The sequence below is a fragment of the Janthinobacterium sp. GW821-FHT03A03 genome (genome assembly GCF_059421435.1).
The window spans coordinates 667,958-682,234 of sequence record NZ_JBWKUZ010000001.1; the positions used below are offsets into that span (position 1 = coordinate 667,958).

16 protein-coding genes are annotated in these 14,277 nt (G+C 57.6%); 9 read left to right on the forward strand and 7 right to left on the reverse strand.

All coding sequences use genetic code 11. The features are described 5' to 3' along the window. Nucleotides 1-258: 258 nt before the first annotated feature. Nucleotides 259-1,524: a hypothetical protein gene (locus AC07VI_RS03005; RefSeq protein ID WP_086143893.1), complete on the forward strand. Its 1,266-nt coding sequence runs from the start codon at nt 259-261 to the stop codon at nt 1,522-1,524. Between the two features lie 286 nt (nt 1,525-1,810). Here the strand turns inward: AC07VI_RS03005 and AC07VI_RS03010 are convergent, their stop codons facing one another. Next, complete coding sequence (locus AC07VI_RS03010; RefSeq protein ID WP_086143892.1) at nt 1,811-3,364, reverse strand: DEAD/DEAH box helicase; 1,554 nt, start codon at nt 3,362-3,364, stop codon at nt 1,811-1,813. Between the two features lie 321 nt (nt 3,365-3,685). On the opposite strand from AC07VI_RS03010, the gene AC07VI_RS03015 reads away from it, so the two are divergent. Next, nucleotides 3,686-3,946 carry an oxidoreductase-like domain-containing protein gene (locus AC07VI_RS03015; RefSeq protein WP_226935405.1) on the forward strand — a complete coding sequence of 87 codons (261 nt, stop codon included), beginning with the start codon at nt 3,686-3,688 and terminating at the stop codon, nt 3,944-3,946. Here AC07VI_RS03015 and AC07VI_RS03020 read toward each other — a convergent pair. Then, the gene (locus AC07VI_RS03020) at nt 3,943-5,640 is read right to left on the reverse strand and encodes a methyl-accepting chemotaxis protein (RefSeq protein ID WP_086143891.1); all 1,698 of its coding nucleotides are present in this window, start codon (nt 5,638-5,640) and stop codon (nt 3,943-3,945) included. The genes AC07VI_RS03015 and AC07VI_RS03020 overlap by 4 nt on opposite strands. Before the next feature lie 531 nt (nt 5,641-6,171). Between AC07VI_RS03020 and AC07VI_RS03025 the strand changes: the two genes are divergently transcribed. Next, complete coding sequence (locus AC07VI_RS03025) at nt 6,172-6,891, forward strand: Crp/Fnr family transcriptional regulator (RefSeq protein WP_086143994.1); 720 nt, start codon at nt 6,172-6,174, stop codon at nt 6,889-6,891. 175 nt (nt 6,892-7,066) lie between these two features. Further along, the gene (locus tag AC07VI_RS03030; protein ID WP_172404647.1) at nt 7,067-7,729 is read left to right on the forward strand and encodes a hypothetical protein; all 663 of its coding nucleotides are present in this window, start codon (nt 7,067-7,069) and stop codon (nt 7,727-7,729) included. A gap of 106 nt (nt 7,730-7,835) precedes the next feature. On the opposite strand, the gene AC07VI_RS03035 is transcribed toward AC07VI_RS03030, so the two are convergent. Then, on the reverse strand, nt 7,836-8,228 hold the full coding sequence (locus AC07VI_RS03035; protein WP_086143890.1) for a GFA family protein: 393 nt from the start codon (nt 8,226-8,228) through the stop codon (nt 7,836-7,838). A gap of 120 nt (nt 8,229-8,348) precedes the next feature. Here AC07VI_RS03035 and AC07VI_RS03040 point away from each other — a divergent pair, with 120 nt between their 5' ends. Both AC07VI_RS03040 and AC07VI_RS03045 read left to right on the forward strand, forming a co-directional pair. Continuing rightward, nucleotides 8,349-8,843, forward strand: a complete 495-nt coding sequence (locus tag AC07VI_RS03040; protein ID WP_086143889.1) for a DUF4265 domain-containing protein — start codon at nt 8,349-8,351, stop codon at nt 8,841-8,843. 38 nt (nt 8,844-8,881) lie between these two features. After that, the gene (locus AC07VI_RS03045) at nt 8,882-9,226 is read left to right on the forward strand and encodes a BPSL0067 family protein (protein ID WP_492995658.1); all 345 of its coding nucleotides are present in this window, start codon (nt 8,882-8,884) and stop codon (nt 9,224-9,226) included. On the opposite strand, the gene AC07VI_RS03050 is transcribed toward AC07VI_RS03045, so the two are convergent. Further along, a complete protein-coding gene (locus AC07VI_RS03050) occupies nt 9,217-9,942 on the reverse strand; it encodes a pyridoxine 5'-phosphate synthase (protein WP_086143888.1) in 726 nt (241 codons plus the stop codon). The genes AC07VI_RS03045 and AC07VI_RS03050 overlap by 10 nt on opposite strands. A 125-nt stretch (nt 9,943-10,067) precedes the next feature. On the opposite strand from AC07VI_RS03050, the gene AC07VI_RS03055 reads away from it, so the two are divergent. Together AC07VI_RS03055 and AC07VI_RS03060 are read left to right on the forward strand one after the other, a co-directional pair. After that, entirely contained in the window at nt 10,068-10,781 is a 714-nt protein-coding gene (locus AC07VI_RS03055) for a YjjG family noncanonical pyrimidine nucleotidase (protein ID WP_086143887.1), read from the forward strand. Nucleotides 10,782-10,875: 94 nt separating this feature from the next. After that, entirely contained in the window at nt 10,876-11,364 is a 489-nt protein-coding gene (locus AC07VI_RS03060; RefSeq protein WP_086143886.1) for a DUF2726 domain-containing protein, read from the forward strand. A 15-nt stretch (nt 11,365-11,379) separates the two neighbouring features. Here the strand turns inward: AC07VI_RS03060 and AC07VI_RS03065 are convergent, their stop codons facing one another. Both AC07VI_RS03065 and AC07VI_RS03070 read right to left on the reverse strand, forming a co-directional pair. Beyond that, nucleotides 11,380-11,715 (reverse strand): FKBP-type peptidyl-prolyl cis-trans isomerase, encoded by a 336-nt coding sequence (locus AC07VI_RS03065; RefSeq protein WP_492995661.1) that lies wholly within the window; start codon nt 11,713-11,715, stop codon nt 11,380-11,382. A 162-nt stretch (nt 11,716-11,877) separates the two neighbouring features. Further along, nucleotides 11,878-12,777 (reverse strand): tyrosine-type recombinase/integrase, encoded by a 900-nt coding sequence (locus AC07VI_RS03070; protein ID WP_492995663.1) that lies wholly within the window; start codon nt 12,775-12,777, stop codon nt 11,878-11,880. 175 nt (nt 12,778-12,952) lie between these two features. On the opposite strand from AC07VI_RS03070, the gene AC07VI_RS03075 reads away from it, so the two are divergent. After that, a complete protein-coding gene (locus tag AC07VI_RS03075; RefSeq protein ID WP_086143883.1) occupies nt 12,953-13,213 on the forward strand; it encodes a hypothetical protein in 261 nt (86 codons plus the stop codon). Nucleotides 13,214-13,216: 3 nt separating this feature from the next. Here AC07VI_RS03075 and AC07VI_RS03080 read toward each other — a convergent pair whose 3' ends face one another. Continuing rightward, complete coding sequence (locus AC07VI_RS03080) at nt 13,217-14,119, reverse strand: rolling circle replication-associated protein (RefSeq protein WP_086143882.1); 903 nt, start codon at nt 14,117-14,119, stop codon at nt 13,217-13,219. Nucleotides 14,120-14,277: the final 158 nt, after the last annotated feature.

Below are 14,277 nucleotides of genomic sequence, written 5' to 3' on the forward strand. Positions count from 1 at the left end.
CTTATGTTCAACTTTTAGCTGCAGTTCCCTTTATTTCTCACCCAGTCTCAGCGCAGCTGTCCAGCCATTAAAAATCAATGATTTGCAAAATACTTCCGTTAAAAACATCATGACTCATTGGGAATTCCGCGCAGAACGCGACCTTTGACGCATTAACGAAAATCTTCAAACTTTGCAGCCAATAAATTTTAAGTTTCCTCACAATAACAGCAGGGACGTAAAATTACCCCAATAACTCTGCACAATTGAAAGCAACAAATGCCTATCGAAAAAAGTGATATAAAAGAAGAAATTCAAAAAAAACACGATGAGTCAGTCTCAATAGATAAAGGCAGCGCCGAACTTAATCTGACAGATCTCGCCGTCATATTATGGCGTGCGCGCGGAATGGTTGCTGGCATTACAATTCTGACCATGGCATTGACGCTCACCACCACCATTTTGACAGGAAAGTATAAGAGTGAAGGTTTTTTCCAGTTTGGCGGCGCAATCCCGATAGTAAAGGTTGTGGATAAGCTGACCAAGGAGCCACCTCCGGGAATCAGCCTGTCGAACTATAAACGTTATGAAGCAGTTTATAGCAGCGCCGAAAAGTATTCTGATTTTTACGTACAAAATAAACTTGCAGGAGACGTCAGTGCCGAATCGCTGCTACAGAAAATCAATTCGCGCGAAGGCATTGGCAATCTGATTGAACCAATTTTCCCGTTTACAAAGCTTGATGCCAAAAAACTTGGCATGGAATCCAACAAAGATGAAAGCAATAATATCATCGGCTTGCGGATTAATTATTCAGCAGCAACGCCGGATATGGCACGCAATACCGTTTTACTATTAGGTCGCTATGTGATGGACGCTATCATATATCAAACTTACTCTGACATCTTGCGCTTCAAGGATATTGAAATATCCACAAAAATTACTAAACTCGATAATGAAATTATCGAGTCAAATGAGAAACTTGAAGAGTTGTTGCGAAAAAACCGTGATTTGAAATCTATCATCTCTCGCTATCCCGCCGCCACAGAGCAGGGAGCACGTCAGGTCGTCTCGGTAACCGAAGAAACCGCTCGCTACCTTTCGCCAACCGCCCAATTAACAACTAATGAAGTTGAAGTTGCGGAAACGAAAGAGAAACTGTTAAAAATCCAGCGCGACAAGACACAAACGACCATATTAGGTGAGTATTACAGAAACACTAAAGCTCTGCTAGATGGAAGCAAATCCGGCGAAGCCGTTCTGCGTGGTCTTGAACCTATCAAGATAGCCACCTTCAAGGGCAAGGATCTGGATAATGAAATTATCAAGGAAGTTTTCAACCGGCTTACCATTGAAAATCAGACCGCGAATAACATATATTTAGAAAAGAGCCGTTTTATTGCCGGGCCAGACATGCCTCAACATCGCACAGTGAGCTTGTTGATAGCTTTATTGACGGGCCTGATCGTGGGATTCATATTGGCCGTAAGTGTTGTTGGCGGTCGTTTATGGTGGAAAAACAACACCCTGAAACTACAAAAGTAAACCCGGCACTACAGATGCGCCACGGGCATCCACGCTCATGGCGCAGCCTCTCCCCTTGGCAATCATCGATCCTGACGCCATACCTGCCTGATAATGATGTCGCACTCAAACATTGGAGACATCCACCCATATCTTGTATGCTCGCCAGGTGATGTAAAAAAACCGGCAATGCTCACAAGAGCGTTGCCGGTTTTTTTTATTCAGACTGGCTCAGAAAAAACTGGCCGGTCGATCTTCCCTACTTTTTTGCCACGCACAGGATACATTGCGTTGACACGGGAAGATATTATTGCTTCAACAATCCCCCCAGCAACGCCGCCACCTTCTGCTTTGGCTTCACTGGCATGGGCGCCGTGCTGCCGGCAACCGGGGCCGCGGCCTTGGCGGGTTCGTACGGTTTCAGGAACCAGGGATCGACCTTGTCGCGGCGGGCGCCGGCGCCAAAGGCGGGACGCGCGCCGCGCTCGGCGGAGCGGCTGTCGCGGCTCTCGCCGGCATGGCGGCTGTCGGCCGGGCGCGCGGGACGGCCTTCGCCGCCTTCGCTGCGGCGCGGCGGACGGCGCTCGTTGTCGCTGCTGCGCGCAGGTGCAGGCGAAAAGCCGCCCAGCTCACCGCGCTTGATGCTTTGCTTGATGAGTTTCTCGATGTCCGTCAGCAGGCGCTCGTCCTTGTCCGAATAGATGGAAATGGCGTCGCCCGAAGCGCCGGCACGGCCCGTGCGGCCGATGCGGTGCACATAGTCTTCCGCGTTGTACGGCAAGTCGAAGTTGATGACGCAAGGCAAGTCGGAAATATCCAGGCCGCGCGCCGCCACGTCGGTGGCGACCAGCACGTCGATTTCGCCCTTCTTGAACGCTTCCAGCGCCGCCATGCGTTCCTGCTGGCTCTTGTCGCCGTGAATCGCCGTGGCGCTCATGCCTTCCTGCTCCAGCACGCGGGCCAGGCGCGAAGCGCCGATCTTGGTGTTCGAGAACACGATGACCTGCTTCAGGTCGCGCTGGCGCAGCAGATGGGCTACCAGGGCATGCTTCTGGTCTTCCGGCACCTTGTAGACCACTTGCGTGACCTTGTCGGCCGTCTGGTTGCTGCGCGCCACTTCGATCGTCAGCGGATCGTTGAGGAAAGTACCGGCCAGCTTCTTGATTTCTGGCGAGAACGTGGCCGAGAACATCAGGTTCTGGCGTTGTTTCGGCAGCAAGTTGATGATGCGTTGCAAGTCCGGCAAGAAACCCATGTCCAGCATGCGGTCCGCCTCATCCATGACCAGCATCTGCACTTGCCCCAGGCTGATGTTCTTTTGCTCGATATGGTCGAGCAGGCGACCCGGCGTGGCGATGACGATTTCCACGCCGCCCCGCAGGATCACCGTTTGCGGTTTCATGTCCATGCCGCCGAAGACGACGGTCGAGCGCAGCGGCGTGTGCTTGGCGTAGGCCTTGACGTTTTCCGCCACCTGCACCGCCAGTTCGCGCGTCGGCGTGAGGATCAGCGCGCGCACCGGATGGCGCGCGGGCGACATGCTGCTGCTGGCGTGGGCCAGCAGCAGCTGGATGATCGGCAGCGAGAAGCCGGCCGTCTTGCCGGTACCCGTCTGCGCGGCACCCATCACGTCGCGGCCCTGCAGCACCACGGGAATGGCTTGCTCCTGGATCGGCGTGGGATGGGTATAGCCCTGCTCGGTCAAGGCGCGCTGGATTTCAGGGGCCAGGCCAAAATCGGCAAAACTCACGGTGCGGGCGGCAATGGGGGCGGGAGGTGCAACAGGGACCGCTGCGGCGGCTGGCGCCGCGTCAGTGGCAATCGCCGGGCTAGGCGTAGGAGTCGATTCAGTTTCAGACATAAATTTTCTGGTGTGCCTCCGCACTGCGGAAGCCATGCTTTCTCAATAAACAACATTTCGGGGCGCAGACAGCTTCGTTTTGCAAGCCATAAAGCATCGTTCTTGCGGCACCTCAGTGCTCCGGGACATGCTGTATGGCGAGTGCGGGAGCGTTAGGGAGGCGTGCTGCGATGGCGGCGGAGATCGCGCCGGCGGAACATCGCGCGCAGAAGATACAATATCAGTGCTGTAAACGATACCCTAATTCACCGCAACTGTACACGGAAACCGTGATTTTTGAGCAAAAAGCGTTCCAGCGACAGCCCGCCCGAATGCCGTATCATGCCTGCTCTGACGCCCTTGCCGCCCGCTCCCGCCACCATGTCCACTGTTTCCCGTCCGCACGATCCCCAGCCCCAGCCGCCCGTCAAGCCAGGCAATGACGAATGCTGCCACAGCGGCTGCACCTTTTGCGTGCTGGAAATGTACCAGGAAGACCTGGCCGCCTACGAGGACGCGCTGCGCGCATGGCAGCAGCGCCAGCAGGCGGCGGCCACGCCGCCTGCCAAAAAACACGCCAGGACAGCGCGCAAGGCCTCTTAAAAGCTTTCCCACTCGTCGGCGGGCGCCGTCGGACGCGCGGCGCGCGTAGTGGCGGCCAGTTGACGGGACGCCGGCATCGGCGCCGGCGAGCGCGCCGCCACGGCGGCCTTCACGGCCGGGCGCGGCGGGCGCACGGCGGCGCTGGCGGCATCGAGCTTGAAGATGCTGACCACCTCGCTCAGGCTGGCAGCCTGCTCCTGCATCGATTCGGCCGCCGCGGCCGCCTCTTCGACCAGGGCCGCATTTTGCTGGGTCACCTGGTCCATCTGGGCAATCGCCTGGTTGACTTGCTCGATGCCGGCGCTCTGCTCGTTGCTGGCGGCCGTGATTTCGCTCATGATGTCCGTCACGCGCGTGATGCTGGCCACGATGTCATCCATCGTGCGGCCAGCCTGATCCACCAGCCGGGAACCCGCTTCGACCTTGTCGACCGAGTCGCCGATCAGGACCTTGATATCCTTGGCCGCCGCGGCCGACCGTTGCGCCAGGTTGCGCACTTCGGTGGCCACCACGGCAAAGCCGCGCCCCTGCTCGCCCGCGCGCGCCGCCTCGACGGCCGCATTCAGCGCCAGGATGTTGGTCTGGAAAGCGATGCCGTCGATGACGGCGATGATGTCGACGATCTTGCGCGACGATGCATTGATCGACGCCATCGTGCCCACCACTTCGCTGACGACCTTGCCGCCCTCGACGGCGATGCTCGACGAGGTTTGCGCCATGGTATTGGCCTGGCGCGCATTGTCCGCATTCTGCTTCACGGTCGACGTCAGCTCCTCCATCGACGAGGCCGTTTCTTCCAGTGAACTGGCCTGCTCTTCCGTCCGCGATGACAGGTCCTGGTTGCCGGCCGCGATCTGGCTCGATGCCGTGGCGATGGTATCGGTGCCGCTGCGTACCTGGCCCACCAGATTCTGCAGGCTGGCGTTCATGTCCTTCAGCGCATGCATCAACTGTCCCGTTTCATCTTGCGATTGCACAACAATATGCGCCGTCAAATCGCCGGACGCCACCTGGCGCGCCACGCCGACAGCCTCGATCAGCGGGCGCGACACGCTGCGCGCCACCCACAGCGCCAGCAGCATGCCGACCGCCACGATCCCCACCAGCAGGCCGATCAGGCTGGCGCGCGATGCGGCATAGGTGGCGTCGGCGCTGGCGCTCGAGCGCACGCCGCCGTCGGCATTGATGCTTACCAGCTTGTCGAGGACCACCATCATGTCCGCCATGACCTTGGCGGAAGGCCCCACGGCCAGCGCGCGCGCCTCTTCCTTTTTCATCTCGCGCGACAGGCTCAGCATGGTCGCGTGCAGGCGCATGAATTCATCGTTAAGCGCCAGGAAACGCTCGAAGAGTTCCTTTTCGCCCGGTTCGGAAATCAGAGTGCGGTATTTGTCGCCGTCCGTCTTCAGCCTGGCCTGGGTTTCCGTCATGCGCGTTTCGTTGAGCGCCATGTCGGAATCCGCGGCCGCCAGCATGTGCGCCAGTTCCCAGCGGCGTAAATCGCTGACATCGCCGCGCATGGACATGGCCGCCAGCACGCTGGGCATCCAGTTGGCGGACAGGTCGGTCGACGCGTCATTGATGCGCGCCATGGAAAAAATCGCCGACACGCCCAATGCCGCCGTCAGCAGCAGTACGGCGCCAAACGACAAGATCAGCTTGGTGGCTATTTTCAGATCAAAAAACCATTTCATGCGTTGCTTCCTTCGATAATCAAACGGGCGATAAACAGCAAATAAACAGGCAACAGCCAGGCGATAAGCGGGCGAGATGGAAACACGCGGGCAAGGCACGGCGAGCCAGGGAGGCGGACAAGAGAATTTCCGCACTGCAACATTTTATCACCGCGCCTCCTGGACGCAGTCCGGTTTGATCGCCATGCGCGGCTAAAGTTCGCTTTATACCGCTTCATGTCACATTTTTGCCAAATCGCCGGACGAAAAATGAAGAAAAAACGGCGTAGGAGTCGGATGACACGAGGCAATGTTCCTAGCCTACATAAGCACGTCGGCTCATCCGATGCCCGTGCGCGCCCCCTCGTCTTATAGTGGATACAACATTCAGCACAACGCTAGCAAGCCGGAAGCGCAGCGCCATCCAACAAAATCAGAAGACGAGGCCATATCATGTACAAAGCTTATAGCAACCTGACCCCAGCAACGAACAGCCACGCCGTATCCCCGCATGGCTGGGAAGCCCCCCTGGCCAAAGCCCCGGCCACGCCCATGATCAGCATCACCGGCGCCCAACAAAACGAATTGCTGCGCGCCCTGTCGCGCACCGACCTGGAACGCCTGTTTTGCCAACTGGAACTGGTCGCCTTACCTGCGGGCAAGCACCTGTTCGATTGCGGCGGAAAAATTGAATATACGTATTTCCCCACCAACGCCATCGTTTCCCTGCTGTATGTGATGGAAGACGGCGCCACCACCGAGATCGCCGTCGTCGGCCGCGAAGGCGTGGCGGGCGTGGTGCTGTACGAAGCCGAACGGGCCACCTGCACGGCCATCGTGCAAAGCGCCGGCTACGGCTACCGCCTGAAAACGGCTTTCCTGCGCGAAGTGTTCAATGAAGGCGGCGCCCTGGCACAATTGCTGATGCGCTACACCAGCGCCATGTTTGCGCAGATGGCGCAGAACGTCGTCGGCGGCCGCCATTGCAGCATCGAACAAAAGCTGTGCCGCTGGCTGCTGGACCGCCTCGACCGCTCCCTGTCGAACGAGCTGAAGGTCACGCAGGACACCATGGCCAACATGCTGGGCGTGCGCCGCGAAAGCGTCACCGTCACGGCACGCAAGCTGCAGGACGAAGGCTTGATCCAGTATCGCCGCGGCACCGTGGAAGTACTGGACCGCGAAGGCCTGGAAGCGGCTGCCGGCAATTGCTACAAAGCAGCCCGCGCCGGTTTTGAACAATTCCGCAGCGGAATCAGTGCACACAATTAAACCACGTCGCAAGGTGGTGCGGCAGGAAAGCAACACCTCGCACCACCATGCGCCACTTCGTCTTGCCTTACAACAATCCAGCCTCTATCATTCCCGCAGGAATTACCCAATGGAAACTTTTGTTTCCATTGGAATATTTAACGCGTAATGAGACCAACGACTGGAGTCAGTAAGCATGAAACAGCAACCCCTGATCGCCGCCTTGCTGGCTGGCATGTTCTGCGCAAGCCTAGCCCAGGCCGAAATGGCCGTCACAGCCGACCTGGGCACGACTGGCGTCGGCGCACACCTGAGCGTGCCGCTGCAATCGAATCTGCATGCCCGCTTCGGCGTCGGCTTCCTGAACTACTCCTACGACTCCAGTACCGAAGACGTCGACTACAAGCTGAAACTCAAGCTGCGCACCTTCGACGCCCTGCTCGACTACTTCCCCATGGACGGCGCATTCCGCGTGAGCGCCGGCGTGGTGTACAACGGCAACAAAATCGATGCCAAGGGCAAACCCAACAAGAATGGCAGCTACACACTGAACGGCAACACCTATACGGCGGCCAGCGCCGGCCAGCTCGACGGCACCATCGATTTCCGCAAAGCCGCCCCCTACATCGGCATCGGCTGGGGCAACCCGGTGAAAGAGGCTGGGTGGGGCATTTCCAGCGACATCGGCGTATTGTTCCAGGGGGCGCCAAAAACCTCGCTGCGCAATACCGGCTGCGACCCGCTGGTGTGCGCCGCCCTGAAAACGGACGTGGCCGCTGAAAATGACAAACTGGCCGACAAGGTCAAGGATTTCAAGGCATATCCGGTGCTGCGCATCAGCGCCAGCTACCGCTTCTAAGCTGGGGCCAACCCGCCTGGCATGATATCGAGGCACGCTGCGGCGTGCCTTTTGCATATTCAGGGTTCTTGAGGCCGCGCCGCAGGCCAGGTGCGGCATGGTGCAACTAATCCGTCGCGGCGCTGGCGACCAGCCACCAGCCCGGCCTGACATCGTCAAACGAGTAATATGCGGGCGCAAACGCCGCCTGGGCTGGATCATCAAAACTGCCCACCAGCAAGGCTACCGTCGGCGCATCGTCGATGGCGCCGATGGAACTGCCGCAAGCGGCGCAAAAGGCCCGGCTGGAATACTCGGAAGAACGATAGGTGGCCGGCGCGCCGGCTGTGCCCGTCCACCGTACTTGATCGCGCGCAAACTCCACCCATGCCACCGTCGGCGCGCCCGTGTGCTGCTGGCAATTGCGGCAGGAACAGCTGTGCGGATTGCTGCCCTCGCCTGTCACTTCGAAGCGCACGGCGCCACATAAACAGCCGCCTGCCTGCACTGCATTCTCCATCGTATCTCCCCGTTGACACTGTTGCGTACCTGGCCAGGCGGTACGTACCCGGTACAATATTGCCATAACCCCCTCCCTGGCGCACCCATACAATATGGCGCCGGCACTATGAAAGAATAAATGGAAGACATCAATTGCGAAGGCTTGCCGCACATCCGCGTATTGGCAGGTGAAAACAGCAGCGGCCCCGTGTATGAAACCCTGCCGGCGCGCCAGATCGACGAGCACGTCTACGAACTGCTGGCCTCGCCCGGCCTGACTCTGAACCTGGCACGCGGCGACATCGTCAACATCGCCAACCCGCTCGCCCCCGCCGAAGTCTTAAAACGCGGCGGCAACTTCTGCATCCATATCTACGATGCCGACGACGTGCCGCAAGAGGCAGTGGACCTGCTCGAGCGCGACGTGCAAAACCAGCTGGGCGGCACCCTGGACGGCCAGTACAAAGGCAATCTCACCTTCAGCGTGCCGGGACACCACGGCATCTACAGCGTCAACGGCCCCTTCGACGCCTTCCGCGAGGCAACGGGCGTGGAATGGTACTTCGCCAACATCTACGTCAACCTTGATGACGACGATGATGAAACCTTGCTTAACTGGTGGGTGGATATGTAAGGTTGCTGACGTGACAGGTGGGGATATGACCTGCGTCAATGCTCCGTATTGCCCTGGCCCACGTCGAGATGCTGACTCACGCCTTGTGTACGCTCTCTTTCGTCAGCCACACAGAGGAACGCCATGCCTTGCAAAAAGGCGGTATCACGAAAGGCACAGTGATTGCCACCTTCGTCAACGGCCGCTATCAGAATCTGCGGCAGGGCAACCATGCGGCGCTATTCATTCGCCTGGTGCCTGGCGGCATTGAGTTTCGACCAGTGGCGCAACCGCCCGCCTGCGCGATCTACTGTGGCCGTTCGGCGGCGGGGAAAGCAAAGAAGGGCCAGTCCGGCTCAGGCTGCAGCGACCGGGGCGTCGCCGCCCAAGCCCTCTACGATTGACATATCTCAAGGTAGCGGCCCAGCACCGTGTCCATGCCCAATTCCAGGCACTCGACCACCAGTGCGTGGCCGATCGACACTTCCAGGATGCCGGGTATGTCCAGGAAGCGCGCCAGGTTGTGCAAATCGAGGTCGTGCCCGGCATTCACGCCCAGCCCCAGCGCCTGCGCCCGCCGCGCCGCCTGCCGATATGTGCCAAACACGGCATCGGCCTGCGCGCCGCCATGACTCTCGGCAAACCGTTCCGTGTACAGCTCGACCCGCGCCGCGCCCACCTCGCGCGCCCATTCCAGCGCCGGGTAGCCGGCATCGACGAACAGGCTGACGCGGATGCCCAGGTCGTTCAATTGTGCAATGGCGGGGCGCAACAGCGCCGCATGCCGTTCGATATCCCAGCCGTGATCGGACGTCAGCTGGCCCGGCATGTCGGGCACCAGGGTGCATTGCGCCGGGCGCGCGCTTTTCACGACCTCCAGAAATTCCGCCGCCGGATAGCCTTCCACGTTCAGCTCGCGTCCACGTTCCGCGCACAGGCGCTGCAAAGCAGCCACATCATCGTAGCGCGCATGGCGCTGGTCCGGGCGCGGGTGCAAGGTGATGCCGGCGGCGCCCAAGTCGAGAAAGCGCGCGGAAAACGCGAGCAGGTCCGGGAAATTGCGGCCGCGCGAATTGCGCAGCAGGGCGATTTTATTGACGTTGACGGAGAGCTGGGTCATGAAAGGCAATGAAGTGAAAGTAAGGGGTCTGGCAGCGATTGTAGCGGATCCCCCGCACAAGGCACGCTCAACCGAACTCGGCAGTACGTGCTACGATGCAAGACAAGTTCCTTTCAACACATACCATGAGCTACCAGCTATTCCTGTTTGACCTCGACGATACCCTGCTCGATTTCCGGGCATCCGAAAAACGCTCGTTTCTGCACACCATGCACGAACTGGGCTTGCGCGACGGCATCGACGGGCTGTTTACCCTTTACCAGGCGATCAATGTCGACCTGTGGAAACGTTTCGAGACGGGCAGCGTCACCAAGGATTTCCTGAAGGTCGAGCGCTTCCGCAAGACGTTTGCCCAGGGAGGCATCGATGTCGCCCCGGAACTGGCCAGCCGTTTGTATCTGGACTCGCTGCCGGACACGGTCGTGCTCATCGACGGCGCCAAACAGGTGTGCGAAACGCTTTCGCGCATCGGCGAAGTGGGCATCATCACCAACGGCGTCGACTCCATCCAGAACCGCCGCATCGCCGCCTCCGGCCTGGGCGACTACATTTCCTTCGTCGCCACCTCGGAAGCGTGCGGCCACGCCAAGCCGGACGTGCGCTTCTTCGACTACGCGGCCAACATGGCGCGCGCGTTCAGCAAGGATACAAGCATTATCATCGGCGACCGGCTGGACGCCGACATCCTCGGCGCCAACCGCTACGGCATCGCCAGCTGCTGGTTCAACCCGGACGGCATGGCCAATACCTCGGCCGCCATCCCCACCCATGAAGTGGCCAGCCTGCACGACATCGTGCCGGCGCTGAACGAGATGCAAGTCAACATGAAACAGGCTTGATCTGCAACAAGCGCACCATGTGAAATGCGCGGGAAGACGCCAAAATGGCCAGCTTCTCGCGTACCATCAGGACTCCGCACCTTGAAGCGAGTCCATGCCGAATTTCACTTTCCTGATTATCATCGCGGCGCTCGTCCTGCTGTACGTCATGCGGGCCAAGCGCCAGACGGCCAGGTCCCGTGCGCCGCTGCGGCTGCACAGGAAACCCGTCATGACGGCGCGCGAGCAACAGATGTACCACCTGCTGCAGACGGCCTTGCCGGAATGCACGGTGCTGGCGCAAGTGGCGTTTTCCGCGCTGGTGACGGCGCTGGGGCGGACAAACAGAAACCGTTTCGACCGCAAGGTGGCCGATTTTGTCCTGTGCAGCCAGCAACTGAACGTCATCGCCATCATCGAACTCGACGACAGCAGCCACGCCGGGCGCGAACGCCAGGACCAGGAGCGCGACGCCATGCTCAGGCTAGCCGGTTACGTGACCTTGCGTTATGCCAACTTCCCCACCCAGCAGGCGCTGCGCGCCGATATCGAGCAACTGCTCACGCAACAAGCCGGAGCGAAGGCAAACCCCCTGCCCGCCTGATTGCGCGTCAAGCGATCAATCGCGCGTCAGCACTTCTAATAACTCAATCTCGAAGATCAAATTGGAGTTCGGCGGTATCAAGCCCACCTGCCGTTCGCCATACGCCAGTGCCGCCGGCACCCACAGCTTGCGCGTGCCGCCCACCTGCATGCCGTGCAAACCCAGAATCCAGCCCTGGATCACCTTGTTATTGCTCAACACACAGCGAAACGGCTCGCCCCGCTTGTGCGACGAGTCAAACTCCGTGCCGTCTTCCAGCCAGCCCCGGTAATGCGCAGTGATCAGCGCGCCACGCGCAGCTGCCTTGCCATCACCAACCACGATATCGTCCATCTTCACTTCAGCCGTCATCTCGTTTCATCCTTCATCAATCGTCATGCCGCGATTGTACGACAGCACGAAAAAAGCCCCGGCAGTGGCCCGCCGGGGCTTCGATCGATGCTGCAAATTCTGGTGGGCCTCCCGTGAGTCGAACACGGCACCAACGGATTATGAGACACATCATCGACCTCATCACACCGAAGCCTCCGGCCCCACGACTTGCATTCTAGCATTTGCCACCATCAGCACTGGCAAATTGGCGGCATGAACAGCCAAATGCCCCGCAGAAAAATGCGCATACCGCCTCACCATCTGAGCCGACTGCCAACCACCTAGCTCCTGCAATACATGCAATGGCGTACCTTGCTGCACATGCCAACTGGCCCATGTATGCCGCAGATCATGCCATCGAAAATCATCAATACCACAGCGCTTAAGCGCTTTATACCAAGCTGCCGTTGTAGCGGCGATTACAGGCTCACCATTGTACGTAAAAACGCGCACCGCATGACGGCCATGCTGCAAAGTAAGCACGCGCATAGCATCATCATTGAGAGGCACCACAATAGCCTTACGTGTCTTACTTTGATCAGGATGGATCCAGGCGACCCGGCGCACAAGATCGACCTGAGACCAACACAAGCCAATTACGTTCCCCTTGCGTAGTCCTGTAGCAAGACTAAAGGCCACCATATGCGACAAATGCTCAGGCAACTCATTCAGTAACGCGGACGCCTCTTCGTGAGTCAAATAACGCACCCGACGATCAGGCTCCTTCAACAATCGAACCTTCGGAATTGCATTAACCCACTCCCAATCGACACAAGCTCGGATTAGCACAGAACGCAACAACGCTAACGTCCTATTAACAGTTCCATTCTTGACACCGGTAGCACGCTTTTTCTTAGTTACAGCATCCACCACAGAACGATTTATATCGTTTATATCATATCCATCCAACAACGGTTCCAGCCATCGAAAAATGCACTTGTCAGAATTCAGAGAAGCCTTGTCCGACTTTTCAGAAAGCCAGCGTTCGACCGCATCAGGCCAAGTCTTTCCATGCAAAGTTTCAAGAACTAATCCAGCCATCTACAAATCCTTAAATGTTGCCCCATGCAAACTATACAACAGTGTAAATATTTGCGTTATGCTACGAACCAACATGAAAATGTCGTTAATCTTTAGAAACCTTGACATTCATCAAAGCTATCGAAAAACTGCAATTCAGAATGATGTAAAACTTTCATTTAGAAAGAATTAGATCATGGACTTACATACGCTAACAGGCGACGGCGAACTGGATGCATATTTTAAAGAGCGTCCGCACTACAAAAAACTTGGTGAGAAAATTGCACAAATAATTATCAACACAGTATCAGACGAACAAATTGCTGACATTGAAACCCAATTCCTTGTGATGGCAATCAATTTACATCAGCCCGGCACGCCAACCCACCTTAGCGCGTTACTCACTCAAACCATCAACACACTTCATAATCATAAGGAATTCCAAAAGACCTCATAGCAGTTAAAACGGGCACCCATCCAATGGGTTAGACACCCCCGGCGCAGTTGCCAAGTAGACGACGCCAAGCCCGTTATTGCACCAAGTCTGCAAACCTTCCATAGAATGCCCAGCAATGGCCGCAAAAGCCGCCTGGGCAGCCCCGAGCATGGATGTACAGCCAAGCAGCCGCCACGATTGAATCTCAGGCACCACGATGCCCCTAGACCGGAAATAACGTTTTTGATCAAGCGTACGGCATTGCATTTCCTTTCCGCAGTACTTGGCAATGTAGCTGGCGATTTTATGCGCGCCAGTGACACCAAAGCCGAAACGATGCGGATCACGAACGTTGACTTGCCCCATTTGCTCCCCATCCGGTCCACGGCCCAGGACACTTTGCCAGATGGAGCGCAGGAGCGCATACATTTGACGACCGGCCACCGCCACATGAAAATGCAACGCGCCGCGCTCCTGTTCCTCAATGACAGCGACATAGTGAAATTGCTTGTGTTTGCCGAGCTTGCGGCAAAAAGCCTTCCAATGTTTAAGTGCGGTTTCCCTATCCACCATGTTTTCCCGATATGTCAACGTAACCATACGATCAGCGCCAATTTGCTTACAACAGAGCCGAACGTTCTTTTTTGCACGACGACCAGCATCATCGTCGTTTGCTTCGCGGTTCTCGGACTCGCCACGCTTAGCACGCGTCTTGAGCAGCATAGCCGGGCCTACAAAGTGCCGTTGCTTGGTTACCGTCACTTCGCACTGCCCGTCCGGAAAAACGCGCTTACGGGCCGTATAGTTGTCGTTCCATGTGTTCTTAATCCCATCATCGTCCCACCACTCCGGGCGATGTTGCACAGATGGCTCTATAGGCGAGAAATCAATTGACGCTAAAGCGTTTTCATAATCTAATTCGGTCATTCGGTAGTCCTGTAACGGCAGGTTTATCGAAGGCCCCGGACATTTAGTAGATGCCCGGGGCTTTTTTTTGTCCATCAAAAACTGATCTGAAATCCTGTACTGCACTTGCCTGTAACTGCGTTTCCTACTGCTATGTTCTTGAGTGTCCCTTATACAAG